Source organism: Methylocella silvestris, assembly GCF_002891535.1.
Lineage (GTDB): Bacteria > Pseudomonadota > Alphaproteobacteria > Rhizobiales > Beijerinckiaceae > Methylocapsa > Methylocapsa silvestris_A.
Genome location: NZ_PDZR01000002.1, coordinates 60,531 through 80,722 on the forward strand (window position 1 = coordinate 60,531; position 20,192 = coordinate 80,722).

Annotated in this window: 10 protein-coding genes; 6 read left to right on the forward strand and 4 right to left on the reverse strand. The window is 64.5% G+C overall.

Annotated elements, in window-relative coordinates; all coding sequences use genetic code 11:
• Nucleotide 1: 1 nt before the first annotated feature.
• The 5 genes from glgB to CR492_RS03800 all read left to right on the forward strand — a co-directional run bounded on the left by glgB (nt 2) and on the right by CR492_RS03800 (nt 10,893).
• On the forward strand, nt 2-2,221 hold the full coding sequence (glgB, locus tag CR492_RS03780) for a 1,4-alpha-glucan branching protein GlgB (RefSeq protein WP_180982417.1): 2,220 nt from the start codon (nt 2-4) through the stop codon (nt 2,219-2,221).
• A 62-nt stretch (nt 2,222-2,283) separates the two neighbouring features.
• Nucleotides 2,284-3,537, forward strand: coding sequence for a glucose-1-phosphate adenylyltransferase (glgC, locus tag CR492_RS03785; RefSeq protein ID WP_102842550.1), 1,254 nt, complete (start codon nt 2,284-2,286; stop codon nt 3,535-3,537).
• Entirely contained in the window at nt 3,534-4,985 is a 1,452-nt protein-coding gene (gene glgA, locus CR492_RS03790; protein WP_102842413.1) for a glycogen synthase GlgA, read from the forward strand. Before glgC ends, glgA begins: the two co-directional genes overlap by 4 nt.
• 36 nt (nt 4,986-5,021) lie before the next feature.
• The gene (locus tag CR492_RS03795) at nt 5,022-6,650 is read left to right on the forward strand and encodes an alpha-D-glucose phosphate-specific phosphoglucomutase (protein WP_102842414.1); all 1,629 of its coding nucleotides are present in this window, start codon (nt 5,022-5,024) and stop codon (nt 6,648-6,650) included.
• 10 nt (nt 6,651-6,660) lie between these two features.
• A complete protein-coding gene (locus CR492_RS03800; protein WP_102842415.1) occupies nt 6,661-10,893 on the forward strand; it encodes a bifunctional glycogen debranching protein GlgX/4-alpha-glucanotransferase in 4,233 nt (1,410 codons plus the stop codon).
• A 117-nt stretch (nt 10,894-11,010) separates the two neighbouring features.
• Here the strand turns inward: CR492_RS03800 and CR492_RS03805 are convergent, their stop codons facing one another.
• Both CR492_RS03805 and aspS read right to left on the reverse strand, forming a co-directional pair.
• On the reverse strand, nt 11,011-14,379 hold the full coding sequence (locus CR492_RS03805) for a DUF2126 domain-containing protein (RefSeq protein WP_102842416.1): 3,369 nt from the start codon (nt 14,377-14,379) through the stop codon (nt 11,011-11,013).
• 224 nt (nt 14,380-14,603) lie between these two features.
• The gene (aspS, locus tag CR492_RS03810) at nt 14,604-16,409 is read right to left on the reverse strand and encodes an aspartate--tRNA ligase (protein ID WP_102842417.1); all 1,806 of its coding nucleotides are present in this window, start codon (nt 16,407-16,409) and stop codon (nt 14,604-14,606) included.
• A gap of 159 nt (nt 16,410-16,568) precedes the next feature.
• Between aspS and rnd the strand changes: the two genes are divergently transcribed.
• The gene (gene rnd, locus CR492_RS03815; RefSeq protein WP_102842551.1) at nt 16,569-17,768 is read left to right on the forward strand and encodes a ribonuclease D; all 1,200 of its coding nucleotides are present in this window, start codon (nt 16,569-16,571) and stop codon (nt 17,766-17,768) included.
• Between the two features lie 44 nt (nt 17,769-17,812).
• Here the strand turns inward: rnd and CR492_RS03820 are convergent, their stop codons facing one another.
• Together CR492_RS03820 and CR492_RS03825 are read right to left on the reverse strand one after the other, a co-directional pair.
• Nucleotides 17,813-18,940, reverse strand: a complete 1,128-nt coding sequence (locus CR492_RS03820; protein WP_102842418.1) for an AI-2E family transporter — start codon at nt 18,938-18,940, stop codon at nt 17,813-17,815.
• Complete coding sequence (locus CR492_RS03825; protein WP_102842419.1) at nt 18,937-20,175, reverse strand: MgtC/SapB family protein; 1,239 nt, start codon at nt 20,173-20,175, stop codon at nt 18,937-18,939. The genes CR492_RS03820 and CR492_RS03825 overlap by 4 nt, the downstream gene beginning before the upstream one ends.
• Between the last annotated feature and the right edge of the window lie 17 nt (nt 20,176-20,192).

Sequence of the window (20,192 nt, forward strand, 5' to 3'; positions counted from 1 at the left end):
GATGAAACAAAACGCGGGCGCCCCGGCGAGGGACGTCCGTGGCTGGCGGCTTGGCGAGGACCACATCGCCGCCATCGGCGCTGCCCTGCACAGCGATCCCTTCGCTGTCCTCGGGCCGCATGAAACGCCCGAGGGCCTGGTCATCCGGGCCTTTTCGCCCGACGCCGACACGCTTGTCGCGGTGACCGCCGACGGCAGCTATTTTAAACTCGAGAACCGCGGCGGCGGGGTGTTCGAGGGGCTCGCCCCCGGCGTCTCCGCGCCGTTGCGCTATGAGCTCGAGGCCGCCAACGCCGGCGGCTCCTGGCGCTTCATCGACCCCTATTCCATTGGCCCCGTGCTCGGCCAGATGGATGATTATCTTCTCGTTGAAGGCACCCATCGCGCGCTCTATCAAAAACTCGGCGCGCATCTGATGCAGGTCGAGGGCGTCGCGGGCGTTCATTTTGCAGTTTGGGCGCCAAACGCCGCGCGCGTCTCGGTCGTCGGCGACTTCAATCGCTGGGACGGACGGTTGCATCAGATGCGCAAGCGCATCGATTCCGGCCTTTGGGAGATTTTCGCGCCGAATGTCGAGGCGGGAGCGGCCTATAAATATGAAATCATCGCCGGCGACGGCCGGCTGTTGCCGCTAAAGGCCGATCCTGTCGGCTTTGCCGGAGAAATGCGCCCCTCGACCGCTTCGATCGTCGCGCGGATCGATGATTTCCAATGGACCGACGACGCTTTTCTGGAGCTTCGCCGCAAGCGAGAGGCGTGGCGCGAGCCGATGACGACCCTCGAGGTTCACCTCGGTTCGTGGCGGCGCGGCGAAGGCGGCCGTTTCCTCACCTATGATGAACTCGCCGATCAGTTGATCCCCTACGCCCTCGATCTCGGTTTCACCCATCTCGAACTGATGCCCGTCTCCGAGCATCCGCTCGACGCCTCCTGGGGCTATCAGCCGATCGGGCTCTTCGCGCCGACGCGGCGATTCGGCGATCCGGCCGCTTTCGCGCGCTTCGTCGATCGGGCGCATGTCGCCGGGCTCTCTGTGATCCTCGACTGGGTGCCGGCGCATTTTCCAACCGACATGCATGGGCTCGCAGAGTTCGACGGCGCCCCGCTCTATGAGCACGCCGATCCGAGACGTGGATTTCATCCCGATTGGAACACGGCGATCTATGATTTCGGCCGGCGCGAAGTGTCGGCCTTCCTCATCGCCAACGCCTTGTTCTGGCTCGACCGCTATCACATCGACGGATTGCGCGTCGACGCGGTCGCCTCCATGCTCTACCTCGATTATTCACGCAATCCCGGCGAATGGCTGCCCAATGAGGACGGCGGCAATGACAATCGCGACGCGGTCGCGTTTTTGAAGCGCTTCAACGAGCTTGTGTATGAAACCCATCCAGGCGTCGTAACCTTGGCCGAGGAATCGACCTCCTGGCCGGGCGTCTCCGCGCCGACGGCGACGGGCGGGCTCGGCTTTGGCTTCAAGTGGAACATGGGCTTCATGCATGACACGCTGGAATATATGGAGATCGATCCGATCTACCGGCGCTGGGCGCATGACAAGCTGACCTTCGGCCTCGTCTACGCTTTTTCTGAAAATTTCGTGCTGCCGCTGAGCCATGACGAAGTCACCCATGGCAAGGGCTCGCTGCTCGAGAAAATGTCTGGCGACGACTGGCGCATGTTCGCCACCCTGCGCGCCTATTACGGCTTCATGTGGGGCCATCCCGGCAAGAAGCTGTTGTTCATGGGACAGGAGTTCGCCCAGCGCCAGGAATGGCGAGAATTCAGAGAGCTTGACTGGTTCCTGCTCGACGCGCCTGCCCACAAAGGCGTGCAGAATTTGATCCGCGACCTCAACAGGCTCGTCAAGGAGACGCCCGCGCTCTACCGGCGCGACAAGGATCCGGCCGGATTTTCCTGGATCATCGGCGATGATTTCGACCATTCCGTGTTCGCCTTCCTGCGCTATGGCGACGACGGCGACCTGCCGGTCGCGATCATCAGCAACTTTACGCCGGAGCCGCGCTACAACTACACAATCGGCCTGCCGCGCAGCGGGTTGTGGCGCGAGGCGATCAACACGGACGCCTCGCCCTATTGGGGCTCGGGCGTCGGCAATTTCGGCGCGATCCTGGCGCGAGACGAGCCTTCGCATGGGCAGCCAGCTTCGGCGCAAATCACCCTTCCTCCTCTCGCAACCCTGTTCTTCATTCCGAATATTTGAAACTGAGCAACGTCGAGCTGAAGCGAGCCGTCCCTGTTGAACGCGTCCAAAGGAATCAATCGATGAGAACGAGCGCGCCGATCGGCCGCCAGGCCATGGCTTTCGTGCTCGCCGGGGGGCGCGGCAGTCGCCTGCTCGAACTGACCGATCGCCGCGCCAAACCCGCGGTCTATTTCGGCGGCAAGATGCGCATCATCGATTTCGCGCTGTCGAATGCGCTGAACTCGGGCATCCGCCGCGTCGGCGTCGCGACGCAATACAAGGCGCACAGCCTAATCGGCCATCTGACGCGCGGCTGGAATTTCTTCAGGGCCGGCAGCAACGAGACCTTCGACATCATGCCGGCGAGCCAGCGCGTCTCGGAGGATCAATGGTATGCCGGCACCGCCGACGCCGTCTTCCAGAACATCGACATCATCCGCGACCGCGCGCCAAAATATATGGTGATCCTCGCTGGAGACCACATCTACAAGATGGACTATGAGATCATGCTGCAACAGCATGCCGATCGCGGCGCCGACGTCACGGTCGGCTGTCTTGAAGTGCCGCGCGAGGAGGCGTCCGCTTTTGGCGTCATGCATGTCGACCCCAAGGACCGCATCATCGACTTCGTCGAAAAGCCCGCCAATCCGCCGCCGATGCCGGGCAAACCAGACAAGGCGCTGGCGTCGATGGGCATTTATGTGTTCGAGACCAATTTTCTGTTCGATCAGCTCGAGCGTGACGCCGCCGACCCGCATTCGAGCCGCGATTTCGGCAAAGACATCATCCCCTATCTCGTCAAGCACGGCAAAGCGATCGCCCATCATTTTTCCGATTCCTGCGTGCAGTCGGGCGAGGCGGGCGCCGACTATTGGCGCGACGTCGGCACGGTCGACGCCTATTGGGAAGCCAATATCGACCTGACCGACATCGTCCCGGAGCTTGACCTGTTCGACAAGGAATGGCCGATCTGGACCGACGGCGCCGTTACGCCGCCCGCCAAATTCGTCCACGACGAAGATCTGCGGCGCGGCATGGCCGTATCCTCCGTCGTGTCGGGCGGCTGCATCATCTCCGGCGCCTATGTGAAGCGCTCGATGCTGTCCACCGGCGTTCGCATCAACTCCTATTGCGAGGTAGAGAACGCCGTCATTCTTCCCTACGTCGAAATCGGCCGCTCGACGCGGCTGCGCAATGTTGTGATCGACCGGGGCGTCAAGATCCCCGGCGACCTGGTCGTCGGCGAGGACGAAGCGCTCGACGCCGAACGCTTCCGCCGCACGGAGAAGGGCGTCTGCCTCATCACGCAAACGATGATCGACAAACTCAAATGAGCGATGTCAGCGTTCTCGCCATCGTTTCGGAAATTTATCCGCTGATTAAAACCGGCGGTCTTGCCGATGTCGCAGGCGCGCTGCCCGCAGCCCTCGCCGGAGAGGGAATCGAAGTCGCAACGCTTGTGCCGGGCTATCCGGCGGTCATGGCGCAGATCGAGTATGCCGAGACCGCGATCGACGCCAAGCCGCTTTATGGCGCGCCGGCGCGGGTGTTGCGCGGGACCGCAGCAGGCCTCGATCTCTTCGTGCTCGACGCGCCGCATCTTTATGATCGTCCAGGCAACCCCTATTTGCAGGCGGACGGACGCGACTTCCCGGATAATCCATTCCGTTTCGCGGCGCTGTGCCAGACCGGGCGCGAACTCGGCTTTGGCGCGGCGCCGGGATTTTTGCCCGATATCGTCCACGCCCATGACTGGCAGGCGGGATTAGCCGCCGCCTATCTTCACTACGACGGGCGCGAGCGCCCCGGGACTGTCGCCACCATCCACAACCTCGCCTTCCAGGGCAAATATCCCGCCGAGCTGCTTGGCGCGCTCGGCCTGCCGCCGCAGGCTTTCTCGCTTGAGGGCGTCGAATATTACGGGACGATCGGCTTCCTCAAGGCGGCGCTCGCCCTCTCCGACCGCATCACCACGGTCTCGCCGACCTACGCCGCCGAGATCCGCACGCCCGAACATGGCATGGGGCTCGACGGTTTGTTGCGCACGCGCGCCGAATACGTCACCGGCATTTTGAACGGCATCGACGACGAGGTCTGGGACCCCTCGAGCGATCCGCTGATCACCGAACCCTATGACGTCGAAACGCTGGCGCGTCGGCCGGCCAACAAGGCCGCGCTACAGGACAAATTCGGCCTCGATCCCGATCCCGGCGCGCTTCTTCTTGGCGTCGTCAGCCGGCTTTCCTGGCAGAAGGGCCTCGATCTTCTCCTCGCCAATCTCGATCTGCTGGAGCGCCTTGGCGTCCAGCTCGCGGTTCTCGGCTCCGGCGAACCCGAACTCGTGCGTCAGCTCCTTGAGGCCGCGGAAGCCCGGCCCGGCCGGGTCGGCGCAGTGATCGGCTATGACGAGGCGATCGCCCATCGCATTCAAGCCGGCGCCGACGCGATTGTGATCCCCTCGCGTTTCGAGCCCTGCGGCCTCACCCAGCTTTGCGCTTTGCGCTATGGCGCCTTGCCGATCGTCGCGCGGGTTGGCGGCCTCGCCGACACCATCATCGACGCCAATGAAATGGCGCTCGCCTCAGGGATCGGCACAGGCCTGCAATTCTCGCCGCCGACGGCGGACATGCTGGGAGCGACGCTTGAGCGAGCCGCCCGGCTTTGGGCCGAGCCGGAAATCTGGGACGAACTCGTCGAGAATGGCATGATGACCGACGTCTCCTGGAGGCGCCCGGCGGCGCTTTACGCCAAGCTGTTCCGCGACCTCGTCCGCGAACGCTAAAACCCCTGACCATTGCACCCCGGATCCGGACGCAACATGATCGAGACTATCGCCACGACGCCCCTCGAGGGACAACGGCCCGGCACCTCGGGGCTGCGCAAGAAGACGCCCGTTTTTCAGCAGAAGAACTATGTCGAGAACTTCGTGCAGTCGATTTTCGACTGTCTCGAAGGGTTTGAAGGCTCGACCCTCGTCGTCGGCGGCGATGGTCGCTTCTTCAATCGCGAGGCGATCCAGATCGTCATCAAAATCGCGCTCGCTAACGGCTTCGGACGCATTCTCGTCGGGCAAGGCGGGCTGCTGTCGACGCCGGCCGCCTCCAATGTCATCCGCCAATATGGCGCCTTTGGCGGCATCGTCTTGAGCGCGAGCCACAATCCAGGCGGCCCGCATGGCGACGTCGGGATCAAATATAATGTCGCCAATGGCGGCCCGGCGCCCGAAAAAGTCACCGAGGCGATATTCGCCCGCACCAAGGAAATCACGCAGTACCGCATTCTCAATGCGCCAGATCTCGATCTCGACGCGCTGCAAAAGCTGCGCTTCGGCGCGGCTACGGTGGAGATCATCGATCCTGTCTCGGACTATGCCGCCTTGATGCAGAAGCTGTTCGATTTCGAGCGCATCGCGGCCCTGTTCAAATCCGGCTTTCGTCTGCGCTTCGACGCCATGTCGGCGGTGACCGGCCCCTATGCGGCGCGCATTTTCGAGGAGCTTTTAGACGCGGCGCCCGGCTCCGTCCTGAATGCGACGCCGTTGCCTGATTTCGGCGGCCATCACCCCGACCCGAACCTCGTCCACGCCAGGCATCTCTACGATCTTGCGATGACGCCGGACGGCCCGGATCTTTGCGCCGCCTCCGATGGAGATGGCGATCGTAATCTCATCATCGGGCGCGGCCGCTTCGTGACGCCCTCCGATAGCCTCGCGCTGATCGCCGCCAATGCGCATCTCGCGCCCGGCTATGCCGGCGGCGTCAAAGGCATCGCCCGTTCGATGCCGACCAGCCGGGCGGCCGACAAGGTCGCCGAGAAACTCAAAATCCCGCTGTTCGAGACGCCGACGGGATGGAAATTCTTCGGCAATCTGCTCGACGCCGGAATGGCGACGATCTGCGGCGAGGAGAGCGCCGGCACCGGCTCCGATCATGTGCGCGAGAAGGACGGCCTCTGGGCCGTGCTGATGTGGCTCAACATTCTCGCCGCACGCGGCGAAAGCGTCGACGCTATCGTCACAAAACACTGGGCCGAGTATGGCCGCAATTATTATGCGCGCCACGATTACGAAGAAGTCGAGTCGGACGGCGCCAATGCGCTGATCGATGCTTTGCGCACCGCCCTGCCCAGCCTGAAAGGACGTCAGTTCGGCGACCTCCGGATCGCCGGCGCCGATGATTTTTCCTACCACGATCCGGTCGACGGATCAGATAGCGCGCATCAGGGGCTTCGCATCCATTTCGAGGATGGCGGGCGCATCGTCTATCGGCTTTCCGGCACCGGCACGGCGGGCGCAACCCTTCGCGTCTACATTGAGCGGTTCGAGCCAGATCCCGCGCGCCAGCAGATTGAGACGGCAGCTGCGCTGGCCGATCTCATCACCCTGTCGAATGAGATTGCGGGCATCGCCAAATTCACCGGCCGCGCCGCGCCCTCCGTCATAACCTGAGGCGCATCATTTGAAGCTTTATTCTGTTTCCCCGGGATCGCCGGAGCCGCTCGGCGCGTCGGTTCAGGACGACGGCGTCAATATCACCGTCGTCTCAAGCGCAGCCACAGCGATCTTTTTCTGCCTGTTCGACGACGACGGCCGCGAAATCCAGCGCATTAAATTGATCGGCCGCACCGGGGATGTCTTCCATGCGCACATTGGCGGCGTAGGCGCCGGCGCGCGCTACGGGCTGCGGGCGGAGGGCCCGTTCGATCTGTCGCAAGGCCTTCGCTTCAATTCGGCGAAACTGCTCGTCGACCCCTACGCGAGCGAACTCGACCGTCCGTTCAAATTGCATCCGTCCCTGTTCGACGCCCGCATTCATGGCGCGCCGGACGATTTGGCAGACAGCGCCGCTTTCGTTCCGAAAGCAATCGTAACCTCGCCGCCCGCGCTGACCGCGCCGCGCCGTCCATTGACGCCCTGGCGCGACCTCATCATTTACGAAATGCATGTGCGCGGCTTCACGCACAATCATCCGGACATTCCGCAAGAGATTCGCGGAACCTTCGGCGGCCTCGCCCATCCCGCCGCGATCGCCCATCTGACACGGCTCGGCGTCACCGCGGTGGAGCTGCTGCCGATCCAGGGCTGGCTCGACGAACGCCATCTGCCGGCGCTCGGCCTTACCAATTACTGGGGCTATAATCCGGTCGCCCTCAACGCGCCGGACCCGCGCCTTGCGCCCGGCGGCTGGCCAGAAGTCCGCGCGGCGGTGGAAGCGCTGCAGGCGGCCGGGATCAGCGTCATCCTCGATGTTGTGCTTAACCATTCCGGCGAAAGCGATCATCTCGGCCCGACCGTATCGCTGCGCGGGCTCGACAATCAGCTTTACTATCGGCTCGACCCGCATAACGCGGCGCTCTACGAAAATCAGGCGGGCTGCGGCAATGTGCTGGCGCTGGAGCGCCCGCAAGCGCTTCGCCTCGCGCTCGACGCGCTGCGCACCGCCGCGATCCGCGCCGGCGTCGACGGCTTCCGCTATGATCTTGCGCCTGTCCTGGCGCGCGGGCCGCAGGGCTTCGATCCCTCCCATCCCTTCCTCGCGGCCGTTGCGCAAGATCCGACCTTGCGCGAGCTGATTCATATCGCCGAGCCCTGGGATCTCGGACTTGGCGGCTATCAGCTCGGCGCCTTTCCGGCCTCATGGGGCGAGTGGAACGACAAATCGCGCGATACGATGCGCCGCTTCTGGCGCGGCGATCATGGTCAGCTCGGCGTGATGGCGACGCGCTTTGCCGGCTCCGCCGATATTTTCGCAGGGCGGCGCCGCGCCCTGTCGCGTTCGATCAATTTCATCACCGCCCATGACGGCTTCACCCTCGCCGATCTCGTCGCCTATGCCGGCAAGCACAATGAAGCGAATGGCGAGAACAATCGCGACGGAACCGACGACAATCTGTCATGGAACTGCGGCGCCGAGGGAGCAACGTCTGACCCCGCCGTGATCGAGCGGCGCAAGGGCGATGCGCGGGCGATGCTCACGACGCTGATCGCCTCGCGCGGCTCGCCCATGCTGACCATGGGCGACGAACTCGGCCGCAGCCAGCAAGGCAACAACAACGCCTATGCGCAGGACAATGAGCTCGCCTATGTCGATTGGGCGAACGCCGATGAGGAGCTCGTCGATTTTTGCGCGCGGCTCGTCAAACTTCGCCGCGAAACAGGAGCGCTCAACGGCGAGACGCCGCTCACCGGCGCGCCTCCTGACGCCTCCGGGGCGCCCGACGTCGAATGGCTCAGCCTTTCGGGCGAACCGCTGACGCCGCAGCAATGGGAGGACGCCGCCGCCGACGCCCTGACCGTCGTCTTCTACGATCAAGGCGACGCCGCCCGGGCGCCAAGCCGCGCCGCCGTCCTCATCAACCGAGGCTACGCCCTGCTGCACGCCCGCCTGCCCGGCGCGCGGGAAAACCACATCTGGACACTTAAGATCAATTCGGCCGAGCCGCGTGCAACGGGGGCTGAGGCGCCGGACGGAGCGGTCAGCCTGCCGCCGCGCTCCGTCGTCATACTGACCGAGACTGCAGCCGCCTCCACGGCGCCCCGCGCGGGCGTTGACGAGCGCGTGCTCGACGCTCTGGCCGCCGCCGCCGGCATCGCGCCCTATTGGCACGATATCGAAGGGCGCCGGACCGATGTAAGCGTTGAGACGAAACTCGCTCTGTTGCGCAGCCTCGATCTTGCCGCCGCCAATACCGGCGAGGCGCGGGGGCGTCTTGCCGAACTCTCGGAGGAACGCGCCTTCCGGCCGCTGCCGGTCGCTACCAGTCTCGTGCAGGATGGCGAACGGACGATCCGGCTCGGCGGCGCGCTCGCCGAGCGGCAGCTGCCCTTCGCCCTGACCATCGCCTGTGACGACGGGTCGACCCATGTCGTCGAAATCGGGCCGGAGATCGGCCGACGCGGCGAAATCCTCGCGCCGGACGGGCGCCGCGCCCTGGTGCGCGAAATTCCCCTGCCGGATTTGCCGCTCGGCCGTCATGAAGTGATGAGCGAGGCCGCTCCCGATTGCCTCGGCCATCTTGCAATCGTCCCGGCCGCCGCCTTTCTGCCAGACGCCTTGCGCGAGGGCCGTGTGTTCGGCGTCGCCGCACAGGTCTATGGGCTGCGGCGCGAGAGCGGCGGCGGCGATCAGGGCATCGGCGATTTCACCTGCCTGCGCCTCCTTGCCGAAGAGGCCGCCCGCGCCGGCGCGGCCTGCGTTGGCGTCAATCCGTTGCATGCGCTCTATCCGCACGATCCCGAGCGGGCGAGCCCCTACCACCCCTCGGACCGGCGCTTTCTCGATCCGCTGACGATCGACGTGTTCGATCTGCCGCCGGAATTGATGACCGAGGCAGTCGTGGCCGCGTTGTCGCGCGCAGCGCCGGAAGCCGCCGCGCTCTCGGCGGCGGGCTTCGTCGATTATCGTACCGTCTTCGCCCTAAAGGATCGGCTGTTCGACGTTATTCACGCCGCCTTCCGGGCGCGCCGGTTCGCTGCGCCCGACGATGCGCTGGTGATGGAGTTTGAGCGCTTTCTGGTCCTTGGCGGCGAGAGCCTGCGTCGCTTCGCCATTTTTACGGCGATCGAGCGCGCGCTCGGTGGAACGCTCGGCCAGTTTGGGTCCGAACTGAACGCTCCGCATGCGCCGGGGATCGAAAGCTTTGCGGCGCAGCATGACGATGAGGTCAAACGCGCAAAATTCCTGCAATTTTTGGCGGACAAGCAATTTGCCGCGGCGGCGCAAGCAGCGCGGGCCGCGGGATTGTCGCTCGGTTTCTATCGCGATCTTGCGGTCGGCTGCGCGCCGGACGGCGCCGAAGCCTTTTCCGAGATGAATCGGCTGATGCAGGGCTGCTCGATCGGCGCGCCGCCCGATCCGCTCGGGCCGCAGGGCCAGGTCTGGGGCTTGCCCCCGTTCGATCCGCGCGCCCTGGCGCGGGACGGCTATAATGGCTTCGGACGGCTGATCGCCGCCAACATGGCCTATGCCGGCATTTTGCGCATCGACCATGTGCTGGGCCTGAAGCGTCTCTTCCTCGTGCCGGAAGGCGCCGAGGGCAAGGACGGCGCCTATCTCGCCTGCCCGTTCGAGGCGCTGATCGGACAGGTCGCGCTCGAAAGTCAGCGGGCGCAAACGGCTGTCGTCGGCGAAGACCTCGGCACGGCCCCCGCCGGCCTGCGCACCGAACTGGCGGACGCCAATATTCTCTCCTACCGAGTCATGCGGTTCGAGCGCGAGGGCCGCGAATTTCTGCCGCCCGAGTCTTATCCGGCGCTCGCCGCAGCCTGCGTCGCGACGCATGATCTACCGCCGCTCGCCGGCTGGTGGAGCGGCGCCGATCTCAGCGAGGCCGCGGCGCTCGGCCATATCGAGGATGAAGCAAGCGCGGCGCGCGACCGGGCCGAAGAAAAAGGCGAACTGCTCGCCGCCGTCGCGAGCGGGGATTTCTCGGTTGACGGCGTCGACTATGACGCGCCATTGACCGAGACGGCGGCGGCGGCGATCCATGGGTTTGTCGCGCGAAGCGGCGCCGCTCTTGTGCTGATTCAGGCCGATGATCTGGCCATGGAGGTAGTGCCGACCAATCTGCCCGGCACCGATCGCGAACGGCCGAACTGGCGGCGGAAAATTTCAGAGCCGGTGGAGCAGATTTTCGGACTTCGCTCGGCGCGGACCATTCTGGACGCCGTCAGGCGCTGGCGGGGGAGTTAGGGCGGAGGCGCGCCAAGGCGCCTTTATCGAGCCCCACCCCCATCCTTCGAGACGCGCCTTTCAGGCGCTCCTCAGGATGGAGGCCGATCGGGTCATTCGATCCGATCGGCAGGTTTTTCAGGCCCCGCGCGGGCGGCGCAGGTCCAGCGTCAGCGGGAAATCGGCGGTGCGCTCCTCCGGCGGAACCTTGATCGCTCCCGGCGTATGGCCGAACGCCTCGAACCGTGCAAGGCGCCGCGCTTCGGCCTCGTAGGAATTGACCGGAAAAGTCTCGTAATTGCGCCCGCCCGGATGGGCCACATGATAAACGCATCCGCCGATCGACCGGCCGGACCAGGCGTCGATGATGTCAAAGGTCAGCGGAGCATGGACCGGCACGGTCGGATGCAGTCCGACGGCCGCCTGCCACGCCTTGAAGCGCACGCCGGCGACAGCCTCGCCCGAAACGTCGGTCGTCGTCATGGGCATGCGTCTGCCGTTACAGGCGATGATGTGACGCCCTTCGACAAACCCCTCGCATTTGATCTGCAGCCGCTCAATCGAGGAATCGACGAAGCGCACCGTGCCGCCGATCGCGCCTGTCTCGCCCATGACGTTCCACGGCTCAAGCGCCTGACGCAGCTCCAGCTTGAGGCCGCTATGCTCTATCGCGCCGTAGAAGGGAAAGCGGAACTCCCATTGCGCCTCGAACCAGGCCGGATCGAAGGCATAACCGGCGCGGCCGAGATCGGCGAGAACGCCGAGAAAATCCGCCCAGACGAAATGCGGCAGCATAAAGCGGTCGTGCAGCGTCGTTCCCCAACGCACCAGACCTCCCTGCTGCGGCTCACGCCAGAACCAGGCGATCAGGGCGCGCAACAGCAATTGCTGCGCAAGGCTCATGCGCGCGTCGGGCGGCATCTCGAAGGCGCGGAATTCGACGAGCCCGAGCCGCCCCGTCGGACCGTCGGGCGAATAAAGCTTGTCGATGCAGATCTCGGCGCGATGGGTGTTGCCGGTCACGTCGATCAACAGATTGCGGTAGAGCCGGTCGACCAGCCAGAGCGGGATCGATCCTTCCGGCCCCGGCGTGTTGGCGAGCGCGGTCTCGAGCTCATAGAGCCCGTCGTGGCGCCCCTCATCGACGCGCGGCGCCTGGCTCGTCGGGCCAATGAACAGGCCGGAGAAGAGATAGGAGAGGCAAGGATGGCGCTGCCAGTAGATGATGAGGCTTTTGAGGAGGTCGGGGCGGCGTAGAAACGGGGAGTCCGACGGCCGCGCGCCGCCGACGACGACATGATTGCCGCCGCCGGTGCCGGTGTGGCGCCCATCGACCATGAATTTATCGGCGCCGAGCCGTACCTGCCGCGCGTCCTCATAGAGGCCCTTGGTCGTCTCGACCGCCTCGCGCCAGCTGTGGCAGGGCTGGATGTTGACCTCGATGACGCCGGGATCTGGCGTCACCTTGATGACGTCGATGCGCGGATCATAGGGCGGCGGATAGCCCTCGATATGCACGGGGGTGTTCAGATCCTCGGCCGCGACTTCAACAGCGGTGACAAGCTCAAGATAGTCTTCGAGCCGTTCCGTCGGCGGCATGAAGACGCAGATCACGCCGTCGCGCGGCTCGACGCTGATCGCCGTGCGCACGGCGCCTTCGATCGCCAGTTGCTCGATGACGTCCTGGCGCGTGCTCGACGGTTCGAGCGATTTCTGGAAATGCTCGACGCGCTGCTTCAGTTTTACCGCGTCGGGCAAGGGGCCGCGGTCCTCCAGCGGATCCTGCGGATGGATATAGGGATAGGAAGATGGCGCGACATGAGGCAGCGAGGCCAGCGGCAGCCGATATCCGACCGGGGAATCGCCCGGCACCAGAAACAGCTTGCCGCGCCGCATGCACCATTTCTCGCTGACCCAGCGCAGCCCGCGCGAGAGCGAGGGCGGCGAATTCCAGCGCTGCACCGGCAGGACGAAGCCTGTCGGCTTGGTGAGCCCTCGCGCGAAAGCGCGGATCATGCGGTTGCGTTCTTCGGGATCCTCGATTTTTGGATCGAGCGGATTGACGTTGTCCGGCAGGTTGCCTTCCTTGACGACCCAGACCGCCGGATCCTCATAGGCCGGCATGACGCATTCTTCCGACACCCCGAGAAAATCGGCGACGCCGCGAGTCAAAGCCTCCGCCTTGTTGCGCTGTTCGTCGGTGAAGGACAGCTCGGCGGCCCCGGGCGTCTTTTCGGCCTCGGGGGCAATCGTGCGGCCGACCGAGCCGATCAGTGCGGGATCGCGCCAGATCGGCTGGCCGTCCTTGCGCCAATAGAGCGAGAAGCCCCAGCGCGGCAGTGATTCGCCGGGGTACCATTTGCCCTGGCCATAATGCAGGAGGCCGCCCGGCGCGACGCGGTTGCGAATCCGGCGGATAAGGGCGTCCGCGAAGGAGCGCTTGGTCGCCCCGACCGCCGCGGTGTTCCACTCGGAAGATTCGAAATCGTCGATCGAAACGAAGGTCGGCTCGCCGCCCATCGTCAGGCGGACGTCCTGCCGTATCAGATCCTCGTCGACCTGCTCGCCGAGCGCATCCAGCTTTTCCCAGGCCTCGTCCGAAAACGGCATGGTGATGCGCGGCTTTTCATGGACGCGCGTCACCGTCATGTCGAAGTCGAAATCGACCTTGGCGCCGGCCTCGACGCCGCCCGAGATCGGCGCGGCCGAAGAATAATGCGGCGTCGCGGCGACTGGAATATGCCCTTCGGCGGTGAACATGCCCGAGGTCGCGTCCATGCCGACCCAGCCCGCGCCGGGCAGATAGACTTCCGCCCAGGCGTGTAGGTCGGTGAAATCGACCTGCGTGCCCTTCGGCCCCTCGATCGGCTCGATGTCGGCGCGAAGCTGAATCAGATAGCCGGACACGAATCGCGCCGCGAGGCCGAAATTGCGCAGGATCTGCACCAGCAGCCAGGCCGAATCGCGGCAGGAGCCCGTCTTGAGCGTCAGCGTCTCCTCAGGCGTCTGCACGCCCGGCTCCATGCGGATCACATAGCCGACCGCCTTTTGCAGGCTGGCGTTGAGATCGACGAGAAAATTGACGATATGGACCGGCTCTTTCGGCAGCTTCGCCATATAGCCGGCAAGCTCCGGCCCCAATGGCTCCGGCTGCAGATAGGGCGCGAGGTCCGCCTTGAGTTCGGGCTCATAGGCGAAGGGGAATTGCTCCGCATAGGGCTCGATGAAGAAATCGAACGGGTTGACCACCGAGAGATCGACGGTCAGTTCGACCTCGACCTTGAATTCGCTGACCTTCTCCGGAAAGACGAAGCGCGCCTGCCAATTATTGTGCGGATCCTGCTGCCAATTGACGAAATGATCCGGCGGCGAAACCTTGAGACTATAGTTCAGTATCTTGGTGCGCGCGTGCGGCGCCGGACGCAGCCGCACAATTTGCGGGCCGAGCGAGACCGGACGATCATAGATGTAATGGGTGAGGTGGTAGATAGCGGCCGATATGGACAATGCTTCTGACCCGCGTTCCGCCGAGCGAGCCGGTCCCGCGCTTCCCGCGCCTGGACCTCAAGCCGCCGACAAAGCCTAATTTTCTATAGCAATCGAGCGTTTGTGGCGAAACAGCAGGCGCCTCCCAAGGCGCCTATGTTTTATTCACTTTCGCGCCAAAGACTCGCCAAAACGCTCGCGCCGCATGTCTTGGGCAATTCGCGCGCCAAAGGGAGCGCTGCGCCCTATTTCTCCGGCATGTTGAGCTTGATCGAGAGCTCGCGCAGCTGCTTTGCCGTCACATCGGAGGGGGCGCCGAGCAGCAGATCCTCGCCCCGCTGGTTCATCGGGAAAGCGACGATCTCGCGCAGATTTTCCTCGCCCGCGAGCAGCATGACGATACGATCGACGCCCGGCGCAATGCCGCCGTGGGGCGGCGCGCCATAGTGGAAGGCGCGATACATGCCGCCGAATTTTTCCTCAAGCACCGTCTCGTCATAGCCGGCGAGCGCGAAAGCCTTGCGCATGATGTCAGGGCGATGGTTTCGGATCGCCCCCGACGACAGCTCAAAGCCGTTGCAGACGACGTCATATTGAAAGGCGTTGATGCCAAGGATCGCGTCCTTGTCGGCGCCGTCCAGCGCGATGAAGGCGTCGGCGTCATAGTTCGGCATCGAGAACGGGTTGTGCGAGAAATCGATCCGCTTCTCGTCCTCATTCCATTCATACATCGGGAAATCGACGATCCAGCAGAGTTCGAACACGCCGGTCTTCGACAGTTTGAGCTCCGAGCCGATGCGAAGCCGCGCCGCGCCTGCGAGTTTGGCGGCCCGATCCGGCTTGTCGCAGGCGAAGAACACGGCGTCGCCGGATTTGAGGCCGGCCTTGGCGGCGATCGCCTGCTGCACGCCGGCCGGAAGGAATTTCGCGATCGGCCCCTTCCCGACGAGCGCGTCGGCTTCGCCCTCGAAAATCACATAGCCCAAGCCGGCCGCGCCCTCGCCCCGGGCCCAGTCGTTCAGCTTGTCGAAGAAGGAGCGCGGCTGCGCGCCGGCTCCCGTCGCTGGAATGGCGCGCACGACGCCGCCCTGCTTGATGACGTTCTTGAAGGCGTTAAAGCTGACGTCCTCGCGCGAAAACTCCTCCGTCACGTCGACGATGACGAGCGGATTGCGCAGGTCGGGCTTGTCCGTGCCATATTTCAGCATCGTCTCGGCGTAAGGGATGCGCGGGAATTGCGGCGTCACCGCAAAACCCTCGCCGAACTCCTCGAAGACGCCGCGCAGCACCGGCTCGACGGTGGCGAAAATATCCTCCTGCGTGACGAAGCTCATCTCGATATCGAGCTGATAGAATTCGAGGCTGCGATCGGCGCGCAGATCCTCGTCGCGGAAACAGGGCGCGATCTGGAAATAGCGGTCAAAGCCGGCCGTCATGAGCAGCTGCTTGAACTGCTGCGGGGCCTGCGGCAGGGCGTAGAATTTGCCCGGATGCAGACGCGAGGGCACGAGAAAATCGCGCGCGCCCTCGGGGCTCGAGGCGGTCAGGATCGGCGTCTGAAACTCGAAAAACCCCTGCCCCTTCATGCGCGCGCGCAGCGAATCGATCACCCGGCCGCGCAGCATGATGTTGTTGTGGAGTTTTTCGCGCCTGAGATCGAGGAAGCGATAGCGCAGCCGCATGTCTTCCGGATAATTCTGGTCGCCGAAGACGGGCAGCGGCAATTCGGCGGCCGCGCCCAGAACTTCGATCTCGGTGACGTAAACCTCGACCAAGCCGGTCGGCATCTCGGTGTTCTCGGTGCCCGCCGGGCGTTGGCGCACGAGTCCGTCGATGCGCACGACCCATTCGGAGCGCAGCTTTTCGGCGAGGGCAAAGGCGCCCGAATCAGGATCGACGACGCATTGCGTGATTCCATAGTGATCGCGAAGGTCGATGAACAGCACGCCGCCATGGTCGCGGATGCGGTGGCACCAGCCCGAAAGCCGGGTCGGCTGCAAAGCGTCGGTTTTGCGCAGGTCGCCGCAGGTATGGGAACGGTAGCGGTGCATCGTGTCATTCAGCCCGGAAGGAGTTGGCGCGGAGAAGGCATGGCGGTGCAGTCCTGTCAAGGCGCGGCCGGAGCGGGCCGCCACGCCTTGAGGGGAAGGATCGGCCTTGCCGATAGCGGCAAGGTAGCGGAGCGGCGAGCTTTGCTTTATCTAAAAAACATGAGCCTGATCACGACAACCGAGGCCCTGGCGGACGTCTGCCGGCGGCTTGCGACCCATGCATTCGTCACCGTCGACACGGAATTTCTGCGCGAGACGACGTTCTGGCCAAAACTCTGTGTGGTGCAGCTCGCCTCGGCCGACGAAGCCGTGGCGGTCGACGCCCTCGCCGACGGGCTCGACCTTGCGCCGCTATTCGCGCTGATGGCCGATCCCGCCATCGTCAAGGTGTTTCACGCTGCGAGGCAAGATCTCGAAATCGTCTGGAATTTGGCGAAGATCATCCCGGCCCCGCTGTTCGACACGCAGGTCGCTGCGATGGTCTGCGGCTTCGGCGATCAGGTCTCCTACGGCGACCTCGTGCAGACGGTATGCAAGGTCTCGCTCGACAAATCCTCGCGCTTTACCGACTGGTCGCGCCGACCGCTGCTGCCCGCGCAGGTCGATTACGCGATCGCTGACGTCACCTATCTGCGGGATATTTACGCCATTCTGCAAGGCAAGCTGAAAGAGACCGGCCGGCTCGGCTGGCTCAGCGACGAAATGGCGCTTCTGACATCGCCCGCGACCTATGAGCAGCACCCCGACAACGCCTGGGAGCGCTTCCGCAACCGCGTCCGCAAGCCGCGCGATCTTGGCGTGCTGATGGAAGTCGCCGGCTGGCGCGAGGCCGAGGCGCAGGCGCGCGATGTGCCGCGCTCGCGCATTCTGAAGGATGACGTGCTGATCGAGCTTGCCCTCGCCGCGCCGCGCACGGCCGACGCGCTCGGCAATCTGCGCGCCTTTCCGCGCGGCATGGAGCGCTCGCGCGCCGGAGTCGACATATTGGCCGCGATCGAACGCGGCCTCGCGCGCGACCCGAAAACGCTGCCGAAGCTTGAGCGCGACCGCCGGACCGGCGGCAATGGCGCGACCGTCGAGCTTTTGAAGGTGCTGCTGCGCCAGATCAGCGAAAGCCATGGCGTCGCGGCGAAGATGATCGCCAACGTCGAGGATCTCGAAGCGATCGCCGCCGACGACAACGCCAAGGTCGCGGCGCTGACCGGCTGGCGGCGCGATCTGTTCGGCCTCAAGGCGCTCGAACTGAAGCACGGCCGACTCGCGCTGACGGTGGAGCGCGGCCGCGTCGTGATGCTGGAATGGCAGGAGGCGCCGGAAGAGGCCGCGCAGCCAGCCGCGCCCGAGGCGGCGACCGGCTAGCTAGACTAGGCGCACTGTTAACCTCGGAGTTTCGAGCGACGCGTTCATGCGAGGGGCTCCGTCCCATCCTCGCGCGAACGGACGCCGCTCGCGGAAAGTTGATCTTCTGGCGGATCGCCGAGGCCCTGCTGCACATAAAGAACCTCCAGCGTGACGATCAGGAGCAGGGTGAGGGGCGCCGCCAGCAACACTCCTAAAGGCCCAAACAGGAGACCGAACGAGACAGTCGACAGAAGAGCGAGGACCGGTGGCAACGAGGTCGCTTCGGCCTGCACCAATGGGGTAATGAAGTTGCCTTCGACGAAATGAACGCCGGCATACATCAGGATGACGAGCGCGGCGTCGCCAGGTCCCTGGGTGAGGGCGACCAGCGTCGCAGGAACCGCAGCCAGTATGGCCCCGACAAACGGAATGAAGCAGAGCAACCCCCCCATTAATCCGAGCGCGAACGCAGCTTCGATGCCGAGGAGCCACAATCCAATGCCTGTCAGCAAGCCGATCGTGCACATGACGACGAGTTGGCCGACCAACCAGCGCTCAAGAATGTTCCCAATTGCGTCAAAAAGGTGTTCGGCCTTCAGGCGGTGCGCTGGCGGAACCAGGCGAATGCATAGATGACGATAGAGGTCGGGCTGGGCGGCCAGATAGATCGCCATGAAAAGTGCGATCACCACATAGCCGAGGCCGTGCGTAATCGAGCCGACTGCCCCGCCGCCAACCGATGTGGCCCAGCCGGTGGCTCCAGCGACATTCATGCCGCGCACCTGATCAAGGAATTGGCGACCGTATGGATTGCCAGTCAGCTGGTCCATGACGAGCTTAAATCCGGCGGGCGCGACCTTGAGCACGTCGCTCAACTGGGCCGCGATGACGGATCCGAATAGCCAAAGCGCGGCCCCAAAGGCGGCAAGACCGGCGACGGCAACGCCCGCCAATGCAAGCGCCTCGCGAACGCCGGTCCGGCGCGCCAGACCTCTTGCCGCCGCGTGAAGTCCTATCGCAAGCAGGATGGCGCCGAAGAGAAGCACGAGGACGTTGATGATCCGCCAGAGCGCAGCCGCCAGAGCGGCGATGACGACGACCACGAGCAAGCGCCCGGTGAATGCGCCAAGCGAGCGGTCTCCGGAAATAAGGGCTTTTCGACTCTCGCCGAACTCTGTTTGACCGCTCATCGCAAAATCACGGCAGCCGCGACAGCCCACGCCGCGGCGATCGACAGGAGGAGGCCTGGAACGATGCGCAGAGCGAAACCATGTGAACCTGCGGCGAGGGCCATCCCAGTCTTGGCAATTACATTGGTCGTCATCGCCGCCAGAATCGGCAACACGGCCTCTTGGGGCGTCAGTTTGGCCGCGGCGGCTAGTGAGGCCACGGAAATCGCAGCCGAATGGGTGTCGACGAAACCGGCAACCGCCGCTCCCGCAAGGATGCCTGTTTCCCCGAGCCAGTTCTTCAAGGCCGCGCCCGCGACCAGCATGACCGCCATCATCGCCGCCAGCCCGAACGCCGTGGAGACGCTAAAAGCCCGTCCTGGTTCCGAACTCTCGGCGGAGGTTGATGAAATGCCTGCAACTGCGAAAGCGAGCCCATAGATCGCGGCCACGATGCCACCCGCCGCCAAGGCAGGCGCGATCATGATGAGTGTAGGTGGGCTGATGGCGAGCAGCAGCAGCGCCATCTGAACGAAGGTGGCGACGGTCGATAGCGCCGCTCCAGCGACCGCGCCTCCCAAACTTGCTGGATCCTTCGCCGCCCGGCCGGCCATCGAGCCGATAGTCGCCGTGCTCGAGACAAAGCCGGAGGCGAGTCCGGCGATCGGCAGGCCGAAACGCGGCCCAAGCAGTCTCGTCGCCGCATGCCCGCAGGCCCCGAGCGCGAGCACCAGGACGACCAGCAACCAGATGCTATGCGGATTGAGCGCCTGAAACGGCCCGATATAACGATCGGGCAACTGCGGCCAGATCACAACGCTCACGACCGCGAAAACAAGACCATCATTGACCTCGGCGTCGGTGAGCACGCCCTTGACGAAACGGTGCAATGGCATCTTCGAAGCGAAGACGACGGCGACCGCCACGCCGAGCGCGGAGGCGAGCGCCGTATCGGACATTGCGAGGCCGCCGAGAAGAGGCGCAGCCATCAGGCCGACCTCGGTCGTCAGGCCAGGGTCGGGATCGCGGCTATAAGACAGCGCGGTCAAAGCGATGACGCCGCCCGTTGCAAGCGCAAGAAGCGGGACGCCTCCAATGTGAGCCGCGATAGCGCCGAAGAGCGCGACAAGCCCAAATGTCCGGATGCCCGCCGGGCGGCGGCCCAGACCTTCGCCTTTGCTGCGTTCGCGCTCGAGCCCGATCAACATGCCCAACGCGAGGGCGACCACAAAATTGAACCATGGCGAAGTCATCATTGGTCAAGAGCCAGACG